General features: G+C 57.1%; 15 protein-coding genes. 2 read left to right on the top strand and 13 right to left on the bottom strand.

All coding sequences use genetic code 11. The features are described 5' to 3' along the window. The first annotated feature begins 14 nt into the window (after positions 1 to 14). Both ACR3E0_RS00875 and ACR3E0_RS00880 read left to right on the top strand, forming a co-directional pair. Positions 15 to 224, top strand: a complete 210-nt coding sequence (locus ACR3E0_RS00875) for a hypothetical protein (protein ID WP_480475261.1) — start codon at positions 15 to 17, stop codon at positions 222 to 224. Positions 225 to 318: 94 nt separating this feature from the next. Then, entirely contained in the window at positions 319 to 447 is a 129-nt protein-coding gene (locus ACR3E0_RS00880) for a hypothetical protein (RefSeq protein WP_480475263.1), read from the top strand. An 811-nt stretch (positions 448 to 1,258) separates the two neighbouring features. On the opposite strand, the gene ACR3E0_RS00885 is transcribed toward ACR3E0_RS00880, so the two are convergent. From ACR3E0_RS00885 to ACR3E0_RS00945, 13 genes are all read right to left on the bottom strand, one after another. Further along, on the bottom strand, positions 1,259 to 1,624 hold the full coding sequence (locus tag ACR3E0_RS00885; RefSeq protein WP_480475265.1) for a VOC family protein: 366 nt from the start codon (positions 1,622 to 1,624) through the stop codon (positions 1,259 to 1,261). A gap of 452 nt (positions 1,625 to 2,076) precedes the next feature. Continuing rightward, entirely contained in the window at positions 2,077 to 2,973 is an 897-nt protein-coding gene (locus ACR3E0_RS00890; RefSeq protein ID WP_480475267.1) for an ROK family protein, read from the bottom strand. After that, complete coding sequence (locus ACR3E0_RS00895; protein WP_480475269.1) at positions 2,970 to 3,758, bottom strand: 6-phosphogluconolactonase; 789 nt, start codon at positions 3,756 to 3,758, stop codon at positions 2,970 to 2,972. Before ACR3E0_RS00895 ends, ACR3E0_RS00890 begins: the two co-directional genes overlap by 4 nt. A 2-nt stretch (positions 3,759 to 3,760) precedes the next feature. After that, entirely contained in the window at positions 3,761 to 4,660 is a 900-nt protein-coding gene (locus tag ACR3E0_RS00900; protein WP_480475271.1) for an SMP-30/gluconolactonase/LRE family protein, read from the bottom strand. Then, the gene (locus ACR3E0_RS00905; protein ID WP_480475273.1) at positions 4,657 to 5,478 is read right to left on the bottom strand and encodes an SDR family NAD(P)-dependent oxidoreductase; all 822 of its coding nucleotides are present in this window, start codon (positions 5,476 to 5,478) and stop codon (positions 4,657 to 4,659) included. Before ACR3E0_RS00905 ends, ACR3E0_RS00900 begins: the two co-directional genes overlap by 4 nt. Positions 5,479 to 5,503: 25 nt before the next feature. After that, entirely contained in the window at positions 5,504 to 6,280 is a 777-nt protein-coding gene (locus ACR3E0_RS00910; protein ID WP_480475275.1) for an ABC transporter permease, read from the bottom strand. Then, the gene (locus ACR3E0_RS00915; RefSeq protein WP_480475277.1) at positions 6,277 to 7,089 is read right to left on the bottom strand and encodes an ABC transporter permease; all 813 of its coding nucleotides are present in this window, start codon (positions 7,087 to 7,089) and stop codon (positions 6,277 to 6,279) included. The genes ACR3E0_RS00910 and ACR3E0_RS00915 overlap by 4 nt, the downstream gene beginning before the upstream one ends. Before the next feature lie 71 nt (positions 7,090 to 7,160). Next, positions 7,161 to 8,300 carry an ABC transporter substrate-binding protein gene (locus tag ACR3E0_RS00920; protein ID WP_480475279.1) on the bottom strand — a complete coding sequence of 380 codons (1,140 nt, stop codon included), beginning with the start codon at positions 8,298 to 8,300 and terminating at the stop codon, positions 7,161 to 7,163. Between the two features lie 13 nt (positions 8,301 to 8,313). After that, a complete protein-coding gene (locus ACR3E0_RS00925) occupies positions 8,314 to 9,477 on the bottom strand; it encodes a mandelate racemase/muconate lactonizing enzyme family protein (RefSeq protein ID WP_480475281.1) in 1,164 nt (387 codons plus the stop codon). Then, a complete protein-coding gene (locus ACR3E0_RS00930) occupies positions 9,474 to 10,529 on the bottom strand; it encodes an ABC transporter ATP-binding protein (protein WP_480475283.1) in 1,056 nt (351 codons plus the stop codon). Before ACR3E0_RS00930 ends, ACR3E0_RS00925 begins: the two co-directional genes overlap by 4 nt. A 637-nt stretch (positions 10,530 to 11,166) precedes the next feature. Continuing rightward, the gene (locus tag ACR3E0_RS00935; RefSeq protein ID WP_480475285.1) at positions 11,167 to 12,030 is read right to left on the bottom strand and encodes a sugar phosphate isomerase/epimerase family protein; all 864 of its coding nucleotides are present in this window, start codon (positions 12,028 to 12,030) and stop codon (positions 11,167 to 11,169) included. A 14-nt stretch (positions 12,031 to 12,044) separates the two neighbouring features. Continuing rightward, positions 12,045 to 12,935, bottom strand: a complete 891-nt coding sequence (locus ACR3E0_RS00940; protein WP_480475287.1) for an NAD(P)-dependent oxidoreductase — start codon at positions 12,933 to 12,935, stop codon at positions 12,045 to 12,047. Positions 12,936 to 13,085: 150 nt separating this feature from the next. Continuing rightward, a complete protein-coding gene (locus tag ACR3E0_RS00945; protein WP_480475289.1) occupies positions 13,086 to 14,366 on the bottom strand; it encodes a TRAP transporter large permease in 1,281 nt (426 codons plus the stop codon). Position 14,367: the final 1 nt, after the last annotated feature.

Raw genomic sequence — 14,367 nt, forward strand, 5'->3', positions numbered from 1 at the left:
AGGAGGATACTGAGATGGCTTGCACAGGTGTAGAACCCCGTACCGGTTTCTTTGACCGGCTGTTCCCCCCGAGCGAACAAGCGAAAGCCCGACGCGCAAAGAAAGCTGCGCAGCGAAAGAAGCAGCGTGAACTGGACTTGCAAGTCGCCAAGGACCTGCGCGAAACAGGCTACTTTGACGACCATCTGCCTGATGCGATGTTTTATCGCCACTACTATTACTGATCTGGACTTGGGTCAGGCGGATGCCCGATCAACGCCCCTCGCAACCTGACGGGCACCGACATAAGACCGGGTGGGAAGGGGTTGAGACCTGAGGATGTCTGACGTGACGCAAGCCGTTTCAGTCACATCTATCGGCCTCGCACGCCCCGTTCTTGCGGAAACTGCGCAAAACCAACCGGTCAGCGCGCTTTACGTGGCCGCGATGAACACGGCCCAGATTTAGAAGACTATCCTGGCCCTCAGGGGACTGAACGCAAAGGTGATCTGGTTCATCGACCGGCCCGCTCGATAGCCGGGCGTCGCCGATGGCGAGGATTTCATAGCCAATTGGCGGGCAGGCGACGGCCTCCCGGCCATGGCATGGTGTGGTCACGAATGCTTTGATCCCGTCATCGGACAGCAGCGGCCTCAGCCGACCGTTTTCGCGCCAAAATGGGTCGCAGATAAAATGGGCGCGCTTACGTAAAGCGCGCCCCAGTTCCAGGGAGGACGATGAAAAAAACCGCGCTTAAAATGTGTTTGCGCGTCTCGTCGAATGCCCTCACTTTGCCCGAAACACTTGGGTACGTCAGTGACCCGGGTCACATATGTTTGCCGCCAGTCGTCAAAGCCCGGAACACGCGGACCGAACCGGCAGCATTCCGATCCGCCGTTGTTTTTCCTTCTGTGGGGAAATCCGTTCCAGGAGGCAGCCCTGCGCCATACAGGACTCGCCTCTCAAATCGGGAGGGGTTGATACGTCTGCCAGGTACTGCTCAGACGAATTGGAGTATAAGCACCGGCAAACCGATCGCACCGGCGGTGATTATTGTCATGGAAAGGGCAAGTCCTTTGAACATCGTTCTTTTCTCTCCTGTATGAACCGAAGTCTCCACACAGAGCTAGAACGATTGCGGCGTGGATTAATGCGTCAACTGGCCGCGTAGGAGATTCTGGCCGGGCATCAACAGAGCGAGCCAGTAAGCGCCTTGTTTGCCGCGTCTGCTTACGTTCTCAAAAGCACTGTTTTGCGCCCCGCGACACCCGTCGCAGGATCAGGCGGGTTCCCACAACTCGATCGGGTTGCCTTCGGGATCGTTGAGCCAGGCGAATTTCCCGTTTGGGTATGGCGAGTTCGGATCGATACGTACTTCGGTGCCGCCCGCTTGCAACTGCGCAACCATCTTGTCCAGGTCGCGTACGCGAAAGTTCAGCATAAACGTCTTGTCCTGATTGCCAAAATACTCGGTGACCTTCTCGAACGGAGCAAACACCGTCTCGCCCGCCTCTTGTCTCCAGCAAGGCGTTTCATAGTCGTCGGGAACCAGGTCGATGCCGAGGTGATCCCGATACCATTCTGCCAAGGCGGAAGGGTTTTCTGATCTGAAAAAGAAACCACCGAATCCGAGTACTTTCTCCATTTTGACCGGCTCCTTTGTTATCTTAGTTGACGCAAACGAACGCACTTTGAAGCGACGTTTCTTCGCTGTGCCGTCTGCCCCGACAATATCACGGGCCCACGGACGTAACTGTATCCAATTTCCGAGGACAGTGTACTTTTGGCCTGAAGTGCTGTGCTGGTTTCCCAAATTGGTGGCACCGGAACCCTGTTGGAGTGATCGTTTATCTGAGCCGATTCTCGGCAACTTCCCTGCATTCTTCTGCCTCCGCTATGGCCTACCACACCATGACCCGGAAGAGATTTTGCATGAACGAGGTATTTCGCGCGACGATACGTTGGTTGGCACGACACTCCGTCACCCTTGTCAAAATCAAAGGGCCATCGACATCAGGGCAAGGCGCTTGATTTCATGATGCCGGAACGTCGTGGAACACTGTCACCGTATCACCCGAAAACACTCATACCTGGCGGCTATTTGAACAACATTGCTGCGCCAATCGCTGCCCCATCACTTCCGATCCTGCTCTTGAGAATTGGCAGATCACGGGCGTCCGGCGCCCAGATTCTGGGTCTGGCTTTGTCGACCAGCGCATTAAAGTACGGCGGGTTCGTGCCTAAACCACCACCAATGATCAAGGCGTGCGGGTCAAACATGTTTACCAACTGCGCCAGATAGCTGGAAAGCGCCTCGGCAGCCTGGTTCAACAAACGTGATTCCAAGGAACCTGCCTCTGATTGGAAAAGTTCCCTTGCCGAGCATTCGCGCCCCGTTTGCCTTTGGAAGGTTTCTGACAATCCACGTCCGCTTGCGAGTCCCTCAAGAACAAAGCTCTCCTGACTACCGCAGGCGCTGCACACGGCCATGATCTCGCTGGACGCAAAGTGAATTGCATAACCATTTGCGCCTCGGTGAATGATCCCGTCGTTGCAGTAAGCGAAGGACAGACCTGAACCTATGGTCACAAATACAAAACTCGGATAGTCCCGGCCATGACCGTACATAGCTTCGGCAGCGGCCGGAGTGCGCGCGTCACTCTCCAGAATGACCGCGCCAAAATCCGACAGGTCGCCGACAATGTCTCTTTGGTCCCAGTCGAAATTCCAGCCGCTTTTGATTTCGCCGTCATTGTTGACCAGTTCGGGTATTCCAATCCCGAGGCCTACCGCTTGAATGCCCCGTTCGGCCAGTTCCACCGTCGTTTCGGAAATCAACTTACGGAACCGCTCCAGAACGCGGCCTCCGCCCTCATGCCGAAGCGTTGGAATCTTGTTGCGGTGCAGGACTTTGCCCGCTTGCAGATCGAACGCCACTAGGGAGATCTTGGTGCCCCCGACATCGGCCCCCAACGCCACGCGCCGCTTCATCATGCCACCCGTCCGGCCGCATGTATGTCGGCAAAAACTTCGGCTCCAGCACATTCGGTGACGATTGTGGCAGGCCAATCCTCTTCGTATTCCCTCGCGCCGGTAATTCTGTCGAAGGCTAGTCTTTTTCCATGACCCAACAGGATCATTGCCACGGATTTGGAGTGGTTCGCGATTGTACCCACGCCGATGGTCACACCAAATTTCGGGACATCAGCCAGTGTGTCAAAGTCCGGGAACGTCTTCAGATTGTCCCGCCGGGTCGCATCGGCCAGACGAACGATCCGGGATAGGCTGTCACGGGCCGACCCGGGCGGGTTGAAAGCAATGTGCCCATCGCTGGCGCCTGAGGCGAGAAGAAACAGATCGATACCTCCGATGGCCGCGATCCGTTCGTCATATGCACTGCAATCCTTGGGGTCTGGGAACCAGATGTTCCCGGATCTGATTTGCCTTTCAGGCGGCCGGGTGCGGTTTATCAGATGAGCAATGTCATGGGTGGCGAAACGACGACAGCTGTAATGTGCCGCACTGTCGACATAGGTGAAGGGTGGGGTTGTGCCCTGCAGATAATCATCCATCATCACAATGATCGTATGGCTCAGATCGGTATTGTGTACGGCAGCCAGGCGGGCAAGCGCGGCATAGACCGGTTTGGGGCTGCGACCGCCCGGGCAGCCAAGCACGAAGGGGCGCCCTTCGGATGCCGCAGCCTGAATCCGGTCAATAATTTTTGTGGCAACCGCGTCGCCAAGCGTTTCTTCTGAGCTGAACAGGTGCGTCTGCATGGTTATCCCCGATACCAATTGTCACCCAACCCGCGCACACCTGGCTGAATTGCAAAAATGTTCCCGGCATCGGGTGTGTGTTTCAGGTCCGCTGCGCTCAACTCGAAGCGACCGGTCGTGGTGAACAGGGTGGAAAGGTCATCACCTCCGAAAGTGCAGTTGGTCACCTGTGCCGCAGGAACCTCTATGACCCGGTCGACCGTTCCGTCTGGCGCAAATCGGACAACGCAGGACCCGTCCCAGCGGGCATTCCAGAGATAGCCGTCTTCGTCCACGGTCGAACCATCCGGGTGCCCGCGATCAAATCTGGCGAACTCGCGCCGGTTCGAGATATTGCCCGTTTCATTGTCGAAATCAAAAGCAGACAAGACCCCGGTTGCGGTGTCGGTGAAGTACATGATTCCTGCATCCGGCGACCAGCAAATGGTGTTGGCGATCATTATGTCATCAACCATTTTTTCGCAGGATTGGTCCGGTCCGATCCGATACAACCCGCCCGATGCCGAGACGATTTGAACGCTGCTGCCGTCCGGTGCGATGTTGTTCTGCATCGTCCCTAGCCAGAAACGACCTGCGGGATCGGCAGCGCCATCGTTGCTGCGGTTGAACGGTTTGAGAGGTTCGGGATCGAACAGGCGCGTCAGAATACTTGTGTCGGGATCAAAAAAGTTCAGCCCGCCGTGGGATGCAACCAATAGGCCCTTGCCGTTTTCACGGGCGGTGACCGAAGTGATCATCTCGGCCATATCCCAGCTGTCGGTGGCGCCACTGTCCGGGCGATACCGAAACAATCGCGACGGCATGGGGACATCCACCCACCAGAGGCACCTCTCTCTTTCGTCCCAATGTATCCCTTCACCCAGCGTGCATCTGCAATCGATCAGGCTTTGTGCTGTGTTCATGCAGGCTGGTCCCCCATGTCCGTGCTGATCTGGTCCCGGATGTCCAACTTGCCCTTGAACGCGCTATAGCCGGAATCCACCGCGTGCGTCGCGCCGGTCACACATCGTGCGGCATCGGACAACAGGAACGCAGCATATTCCGCGATGTCTTCCGGGGCGGCAACTTCCACAAGATGCAGGTCGTCGATGACCTTCCGGCGGGTTGGGTCCTCAAGAAAGCTCGCCTGATCCGGGGTTGTGACAAACCCCGGGCAGATTGAATTGAGACGCACCCCTTGCGGAGACAGGCCGGCTGCAGCCGAGCGTACCAAAGACACAACCCCGCCCTTCGCCGCCGAATAGGCATCGACGCCAGCCTGTGCGATCAACGCATCCACGGTGGCTGTCATAACCATGGACCCCGCAGCCTGCTTGAGCATCTGCCGGCCCACTGCGCGCAGGACGTTGAAGGTTCCGGTCAATGTCAAACCAATGATATGGTTCCAGACTTCATCAGATAGGTCCGTAACGATGGTATCGTTGTTGTTCACATAGGCAGCCGACATGGCGTTGTGAAACAACCCATCGATACGGCCAAAGCGGTCAAGCGTCTGCGCAATTGCCGAGTCGATGGAACCGGTGTCCGTGACATCAAGCCTAAGGCCAAGCGCTTCGTGCCCGGTCTCCCGAAGGACCTGAGCGTTGCGCAGGACGGGCGCATCGACGACATCGGTCAGAATGACCTTTGCTCCGTGCATCGCGAATACCTGCCCGGCCGCTTCGCCTATCCCCTGTGCGGCTCCGGTCACCAGCACAACCTTGTGTTCCAGAAATGTCATTGCTCACTGCCCATTGAGACCACACTCACCCGCGATACTTCGTGAGTGCCAGAGCGATGATCGAACTGCACAAGGATATGACGATCAGAACGGTTCCGATGGCATTCACGCTGGGTGTCAGCTGGGTTCGGATCATGCCCCATATCATTGTCGGCAGGGTGTTGCCCTGACCGATCGTGAAGAAGGTGATGATGAAATCGTCGACCGACAGGGCAACAGCGATCAGAGACGCACCGATAATCGTCGGTCTGATCATTGGGAGCGTGACAGTGAAAAAGGCGGTCAAAGGCGAGGCCCCCAGATCACGCGCGCTTTCCACTGCGGTAAAATCAAACGACGCCAGGCGGGCATATGTCACCAAAACCACAAAAGGCAGCGTGAACAGAAGATGGCTGATGATGACGGTGAACAGGTTCAGGGGCAGATGGAGCGCGTGATAGTAGGACAAGAGCGACACGGCCAGTACCAGTGGAGGCATCATCATCGGCAGACTGAGGATCGCCAGAATGGTCGCCGCCGAACGCGGCGTCATTCGCGCCAGCGCCAGAGCCGCCATTGTCCCCACTATAGCCGAGATGACCCCGACACTAACGGCGATGATCAGGCTGTTGGTCATCGCACCATTGAACGCCGGGTGCGCAAGCATTTCGCGCCACCAATGCAGCGAGATGTTCCCCAAAGGAAGTGTTGAAAGCGGGTTGTCCGAAAACGAAAACAACGCAACCAGAAACAGGGGGGCCAACAGAAACAAAACCAATACCCCGGTCAGCAATTGCAACAGGAGATCGATGGCACGCGTCATCTTGGCCTCCAGAGGCTGAGCAGAAGGGCAAAGGCAGCGACAAAGCCAAGGGAAATGGCCAGCGTCACAAAACTCATCGCGGCGCCCAATGGCCAATCGAATTTCTGACCGAACTGAGGTGTGATCATGTTCCCGATCATTGAGACCTTTCCGCCAACGAGTATCGGGGTGACGTAGTCTCCGACAGTCAGCAGGAAACAGATGACAAAGGCGGACACGATACCGTTTCGGCAGCGCGGGAGGACAATATCGCTGAACCGACGCCAGGGGCCGGCCCCAAGGTCGCGGGCGGCGTCCAGTTCAATATCCTGAATGCCGCGCATGCTGGCGTAGATCGGCAGGATCGCGAAAGGCAGGAGAAAATAAACCAGTGTAATTCCAACCGCAAACGGGGAATAGAACAGGGCCGTAACCGGCTCTTGGGTCAACCCTGCCGATATCAAAGCGCCATTCAGAATGCCGTTGATACCCAGGATTGTTTTCCACGCGTAGATCTTAACAAGATACCCGCCGAACAGCGTCATCAACGGGATGAAAATCAGAAATATGGACCATCGGCCCGCCTTAAAACGGACAACGCCGGCATAAAGCGTGCCGAGAACAACACAGGCCAAAGCGACTGCAAGAGCAACCGAAAACGTTAACTGGTAAATCGGCACATAGCGTTCGAGCGCTTTGGCATAATTGACCCAACTGAAATCCGGGCTGAGCTTGTACAGCCGGACGCGCCAGAACGACAAAACAAAGAAATAGACAAATGGTGCGACGAAGAACAGGAAGAAGATCCCGAAAGCCGGGAGTAGTAGCAATCTGGATCTCCAGGTAAGGTCCAAGGTCAAATTCTCCGTCGCACCGGGTGGTCAGGGAAAGGCTTCAGCGGTCAGGCTGCTTTGAAACGCTCGTATTCTTCATTCCAGCGCGCGATGCTGGCCAGACCATCGCGCTCTTCCAGCGGCGGGAAGGGGAAGAAGGTGGCTTTGGCCCCAAAGGCATCCATGTCCGAATATGGATAGAGAGCGGCGGCCTCAGGAGCCAGCGCATCAATGGCAGTCTGCGAGACGATACCCTGCAGCATTTCCTCGCCCACCATGCGTTGGGACTCCACCGACAACACGTGGTTCGCCATCTTCAGATCGGCTTCGAAATTGGGCGCGTCCTTGACAATGCAGACATTGTCGAGCCAGGCAAAGGTGCCTTCCTCGGGGTAGACAAATTCCACCACTTTACCCTTGTCGCCCGCGAATTTCTTCATCGTCTCCCAGCCTGAGAATGTGGCGACGATTTCGCCCCGCGCCATGGCGTCCGACAACTCGCCCCAGGATGTCGCCACCAGCCGGGATTTGTCTTTCAGCATGATAAGGTAATCAATCGCCTGTTTAAGTTGCGCCTCGGTCAGCTCTGTTGCCACGTCGGCATCCGTGGCCACAATGGCCGCAATGGTTATGTTGCCAATCGGGTCATCCGAGAACCCGAATTTGCCTTCCAACTCAGGCTTTTCCAGATCCCGCCATGATTGTGGAACGGCATCGCCAAAATGCGCCGGATCATAGAGCATCGGCGCGGCCCCCCAGGTAAACGGCGCGGCATAAAGCTTGCCATCCACAACAATGTTCGGGTCATTGCGGAACACCGGCAGGACATTGGCGAGGTTGGGTACCCCTTCTTCGTCTATCGGCTCCAGCATGTCTGCGGCGACCATCAGGGGCACATACCCCATATAGGGGGTGACGATATCGATAGACCCGCGGCCACCCGCAGTGATCTTGGTCAGAATCTCATCGTTTGACCCGATATATGTCGGATTTATTTCCAGGCCATTCTCGGCCAGAAAACCACCGGCCTTGAAAGCGTCATCATAGCCCTGCCAGCATACCATATTGATTTTGGTCGTGGACTGGGCCAGCGCCATGTTCCCCGACACTGCCAGGCCCGCCGAGCAGGCCGCCATGCCTTTCATCATCTCCCGCCTGGATACAAACGACCGTGTGATGAACAATCCACTTTCTCTTACTTTGGTCACTTTCTTCCTCCCACTATTGTGCTTGGTTGATCAGAATTGGCCCGTTTGTTTTGTAGTCCGCATGGGCCGCTGCGATTGCCTTTTCATCTATGTCCACGCCCAGTCCAGGGGCCTCGATCCGGCCCCAGTTGGGTTTGGTGGCCGGTGGAACTTCGTTGAGGATTATGTCTGAGGTCATCCAGGCGGCAGTGTGCTGATGGCCGATATCCGCGTTTGGCGCAGCCAACATCAGGTGCTGCCCCAAAAACGCGGTCAGTCCCAGTTCTCCATGGGTGTGCTTGATGATCCTCCAGCCCCGGTAGTCGGCCAGCCAGGCCAGCGACATGAAACGCCGGACCGATCCAACCCAATAGGTGGAAAAACACAGGTAGTCGCCCAGTCGGGTATCGATGATGCGGTGCACGTCAGGTTCGTGCCAAAGGCCTTCGTTGACCGAGATTGATACCCCGGTACGTGCCCGCACATCCTGCATCTGGGTCAGGTCATCAATTATCACCGGCGCTTCGACCAGATGAATTCCGATATCTTGCTGCCAGCGGTTCAGGATGCGCACCGCCTGCGGTACTGACCATGCCTGATTGGCATCGATCCGGATCTGCCGATCCGGGCCGATTTCCTCGCGGATCAGCTTTAGACAGGCTTGTTCTTCTGTCTCGTTGAGGCCGACCTTTATATAAAACACGTCGAACCCACGCGCGACGCCATCACGACACAGCGCGCGCAGATCGGCTTCTCCGGTCAGGGGCAGATAATAGTAGTAGTTCACGTCCTCCCGCATCGGACCACCGATCAGATCGTGGACCGGACGGCCCGCAATTTTCCCTTTCAGATCCCACAGCGCCATATCGATCCCGGCGTGGGCGAGGTTCGCGGTCATCGGTTGTAGGTGCCATCCACCCCTGACCCAGAGGTCCCGATGTATAGCTTCACCTTCAAAAACATCACGGCCGATAAAGTAGGGACGCATCGAAGTGAGAGCCGAGAGGATCGTGCCCGCGTCCGCGCAGCGTGTCGCCTCGCCCCAGCCGACCAATCCGTTGTCCAGCGTGACCTTTACCAGCGTCTCGGTGATGCCTGCGCGGGACACGATTGCCGATTTCTCGCGATAGGAATAGTAGACATTGACGGGAAAGAACTCGATCTCTGCGATCCGCGTGTCGGTCCTGTTGACTGTCATGCGGGCTCTCCCGCCTCAAAAATCCGCTGATCCGCCATTGACCAGCCGAGCCTGACGGTCTCGCCTATGTCCGCTGGCTCACCAGAGGGGCCGATGACCCGCAATTCCGTTCCGCCGCCCGAGGTTTCAAAATCCAGCACCTCGGTCGGCCCCTGATAGGTTCGGGCAACCAGTTTGGCTTCTATCGACAGGTCAGGGGTCTGATCTGGGGCAACGCGTTGCATTTTTTCCGGGCGGATCATGCAGACGATATTCCCGTCCGGGCCCTCTGCGGACAGGACCTGACCCGTTTCGAGCGTCACAACCCCGCCATTCCGGTGGCCTAACAACAAGTTTGCCTCGCCGATGAAGGTCGAAACGAATTGATTTGCAGGATGGTTGTAGACATCGGTTGGATGACCGATCTGTTCGATAGCACCGGCGCGCATGACTGCGACATTGTCCGCAAGCGACAAGGCCTCTCCCTGATCATGGGTAACCACGATGAAGGTGCCACCGATATCGTCATGGATGCGACGCAATTCGCGCTGCATCTGTTGGCGAAGTTTCAGATCCAGCGCTGATAAAGGTTCGTCCAGCAGCAGGATCTTTGGCCGCATAACCAACGCCCGTGCAAGTGCGACGCGCTGTTGCTGCCCCCCCGATAACTCATGAATGGCGCGGCTCGCAAACTCTCCCAGCCGAACCAGATCGATGGCATCCTGAACACGGTCGGCAATTTCGTCTTTGGCGACATTTTGATGCTTTAGCCCGTAGCCAATGTTCTGTGGAATTGTCATGTGCGGGAACAATCCGTATCCCTGAAAGACCGTGTTCACGGGGCGTTTTTCCGGTCCCATTTTGGTGACATCGTCGCCTTCAATGACGATCCGACCCGAGGACGGCTGTGCGAAGCCACCTATCATCCGCAGCAGAGTGGTTTTTCCGCACCCTGATGGGCCAAGCAGGGCAAAAAATTCGCCTTTATTGATGTCGATGGACGTCGGCTTGACTGCGGTTACCGGGCCGAAGCTTTTTGTGACGTTGTCCAATGTCAGAAGAGGAGGCGTCATATCACGCCGCCTCAGCCTGGGTCTTCAAAAGCAAATCGGACGAGCCCTCGGTCGGGGTGTCAATACAAGCGGTTACAGCAATGTAATGCAGGCTCTTACACGTGAAATCGCGGACGCAGGTTGCGACCTGCCGGAACAGGGGTACTGGCAGAGAGTCCTCGGGTCCTGAAAGACATGCAAATCCGGATGTGGCGACCATTGAAGCGACTCATTTAACGACAAAGCCATTATGTATACAAAACATTAATTGTATACAAGATGGTTAAATGACTACCTTTTTATAGAGATCGGGGTCAGCGTCATACAGGTCTTCTTTCTCCAGTGACCTCGGCAAAAATCCGATCTGCTTACCAGGTCTGCTGGAGTGAATGTGACGACGCCGCGAAACGGGTACGGTCGTCATTGTGTGCTTCGGCGACATCGGGCCGGCCCGGGTCGTGCAGCCCGGCCTGACCACCGTCCTTGCCCCACACCGTGAGATGGGCTGAAATTCCCTTACCCGGGCGCCATGACGGTAGACGCCTTTGGCCGGAGCTGGAGACGCATAAAAACAGGCCTGCCCAAGGGCAGACCTGTCCTTCAGCCTTGTGACGTTATGGGAGGAACATCGGGGGCTGGATCTCGTGGTTCAACTGCGTCAGCCGAAATGCTGCTTGAAGCGATCCACGCAAAGGCGGAAGCCGTCTTCGTAATCGCCGTTTCCGGGGTGATAGACGCTCTCGAATGAAATGACGCCGTTATAAGCATCTGCGCGCAACGCATCTGCCATCGGCTGAAACTGATCCGACAACTGACCCTCGCCCATCTGCTTGACCGTCAGCGTCGCGCGGGGCGTGTCGACCTGAACATCCTTGATGTGAACGTGCCCGAGATAGCCGTCTTTCACCTCTTCATAGCCGGCCGGAAAAGCCTGTTCATGACACCAGCAATTGTTGGCCGGGTCCCAAAGCACTTTCAGCGTGCCTTTGGCATCCAGATCGTCAATCAGTTTGCGCCCGGTGTAATTCGAGTTCACCATCGTGCCATTGCCGGTTTCGACAACAAGCGTTACGCCGCCATCCTTGGCGACTTCAATCGCCGGGGCAATCAGGGGCAGCATCGCATCCCACGCGCCCTTGGCGACGTTCCATTTCTCGGCGCCTCCGAACCCCCAAAGGATTTGCTCCTTTTTCGGGGTCATGATGCGCACCAGCGGGCTGCCCACCACATGTGCCATGTCGATCACGCGCTTGAGCGCATCCATGTGTTTGGTATGCAACTCATCCCCCGGCTTGTTCGCCCCGGTCATCCCCGCAAAAATATGTCGGGACAGGCACGATACCGGCTTGCCCCGATCCCGCAGCAGCGTGTCGATGTCCCGGATTTCGTCGGCCGAATGATCGCCGACCTCCGTATCTCCGACAAACTGCAGTTCGGCATATTCAAGATCAAACTCGTCCATCACATCGACCGCGTGTTTCAGATCACGGCTGATGCCATCGCAGATTACGCCAAGTTTCATGTTCTTATCCTTTCTCAGCGATGCAGTTCAGCGCCGACAATCTCTTCGATAACGCGGGTACAGGCCCAGTTGTCTCCGTCGGGAAACCTGGCCTTGCCGGCGTGGAAAATCTGCATGGCCGAGGACGCCACATGCATCGGAACGCCCAGTTCCTCAGCCAGATCCAGCGAAATGGTCAGGTCTTTGTGCATCGTGCCGATGCCAGATCCGGTGTTCTCGAATTTGCGGTCGATGATGTTCTCAAGGGCCGTGTTGGTGCAGCCGCAGCCGGCACCGGATGTGGAAAAGACCTTGAACAGGTTCTCGCCCTTGACCCCGGCCTTGGCGGCCAGAACAGAGGCCTCAAACGTTGCCGAAAAGATCGAACCGATCAGGGTCTGCAAACACGCTTTCACGGTCTGGCCCTGGCCGGGCGCGTCACCCACATGGTGAATGGTGGCCGAAACCGCCTCCATGACCGGTCGAAACTTGTCCAGCACCGCATCGGGCGCAGCGGCCATCATTGTCAGGGTGCCGCCTTGCGCACCGGGGAAACCACCCGAGACCGGGCTGTCGATCAGGTGAATACCCGAGCCTGCCATGGCCTCGCCGATCTCACGCGCCTCGCGCGGTTTGATGGTGGCCGTGAGGATGACAGCCCCGCCGCTTGGCATGTGGTTGATCAGACCATCTTCGCCAAAGATCACGGCCTTGGCCTGATCGCCGTTCATGACCATGACGTAGACCGCATCCGAATGTGCGCCAACATCCGCCACGCTGGTCCCGGGCCTGCCTCCCATGTCGACCAGGGCGCTCATCCGCGCCTCGCTCAGGTCGAAACCGGTGGTCTCGAACCCGTTCTTGATCAGGTTCTTGGCCAGTCCGCTGCCCATATCGCCCAATCCTATGACACCTGCACGTTGCATTTCTGTCTTCCTAACGTGTCGTCCGGCTTTGCCGGAATTGAGATTTGGCGCCCCCAAAAACTGTGGGCGTCGATGTGTGCGGAGTTTCAGGCTCTGGCTGGCCAAAGCCGGGCAGGTCCGGAAGACACCCCGCTGCCCAATTCTGTGCCGCTACGGCCCCATCACCGCGTTCGGGATCCACATGACCAGTTGCGGGAAGACCGCAATCAGGATCAGCACCGCGACGTTCGCCATCAGGAACGGCGCGGCACCGACAAAAATCCGCCCGATCGGCAACCGACAGATCGCTGCACAAACGTTAAGGCAGTTGCCAACCGGGGGGGTACACGCACCAACCGCGAGCCCCGACACCATCACCACACCAAAATGCACCCCCGACACGCCCATCTTCTCGGCCACAGGCAAGAGAACCGGGGTCAGCAGTAGAATGGCGGGGCTGACGTCGATGAACGTGCCGGCCATCAGGATCAGAAGGGCCGTCAAAACCATGAAGGCGACAGGCCCAAGCCCCAATCCTGAAACAAAATCCGCAATCTGGTTCGGCACGCGCTCGAGCGCCAGAACCGTGATAAAGACCTGACTGAAGGCAATGATCATCATGATCTTGGCCGACATGATGATGGCGTGGCGCATGGCGCCGGGCAGGTCCTTCAAAACGCCGAAACCGACGATGAACAGACCGATGATCAGGCCATAAACAACCGCGGCCCCGGCTGTCTCGGTCGGTGTGACAAAGCCAAAAACCACAGACCCCACGATCAGAACAGGCATCATGGCAACGGCGGCCGATCTGCGCGCCTGCCGCGCGGCCTCGGCCAGCGTGAACGGCACGTTTTCTGTCGGATAGTTGTTCTTTTTGGCAACCAGCCAGACAATGATCAACTGCATGAGACCGACCATGATGCCGGGAATGATCCCGCCCAGAAACAGGCGCCCGATACTCTCTTCGGCAGCGACGGCGTAGATGATCATCGGGACAGAGGGCGGGATGATCATGCCCATGGTGGATGAGGCCACCGTGATGCCCGCTGCAAAGCTCTTGGGGTAGCCGCGCTTTTCCATCTCGGGGATCAGAACAGAGCCGATAGACGCCGTGTCCGAGGCAGAGGACCCGGAAATCCCGCCAAAGATCATCGATCCAACTACGTTGACCAAGCCAAGCCCGCCCTTGAGCCGGCCAACAAAGAACATCGACAGGTCCAGCAAGCGCCGCGTGATGCCGCCGGAATTCATCACCAAACCCATCAGGATAAAGAAGGGCAGTGAAACCAAAGGGTAGTTGTTGATACCGGAAAAGAAGCGCTGAACGACAAATCCGGTTGCTGCCGGTGCCTCGAGCAGGAAATAGGCCAACGACGCCAATCCCAGCGAATACGCGATCGGCACGCCGCAGATCAGCAGAATTCCCAATGTGGCAAACAGGATCAGCATT

Source organism: Ruegeria sp. AJ12, from assembly GCF_056536245.1.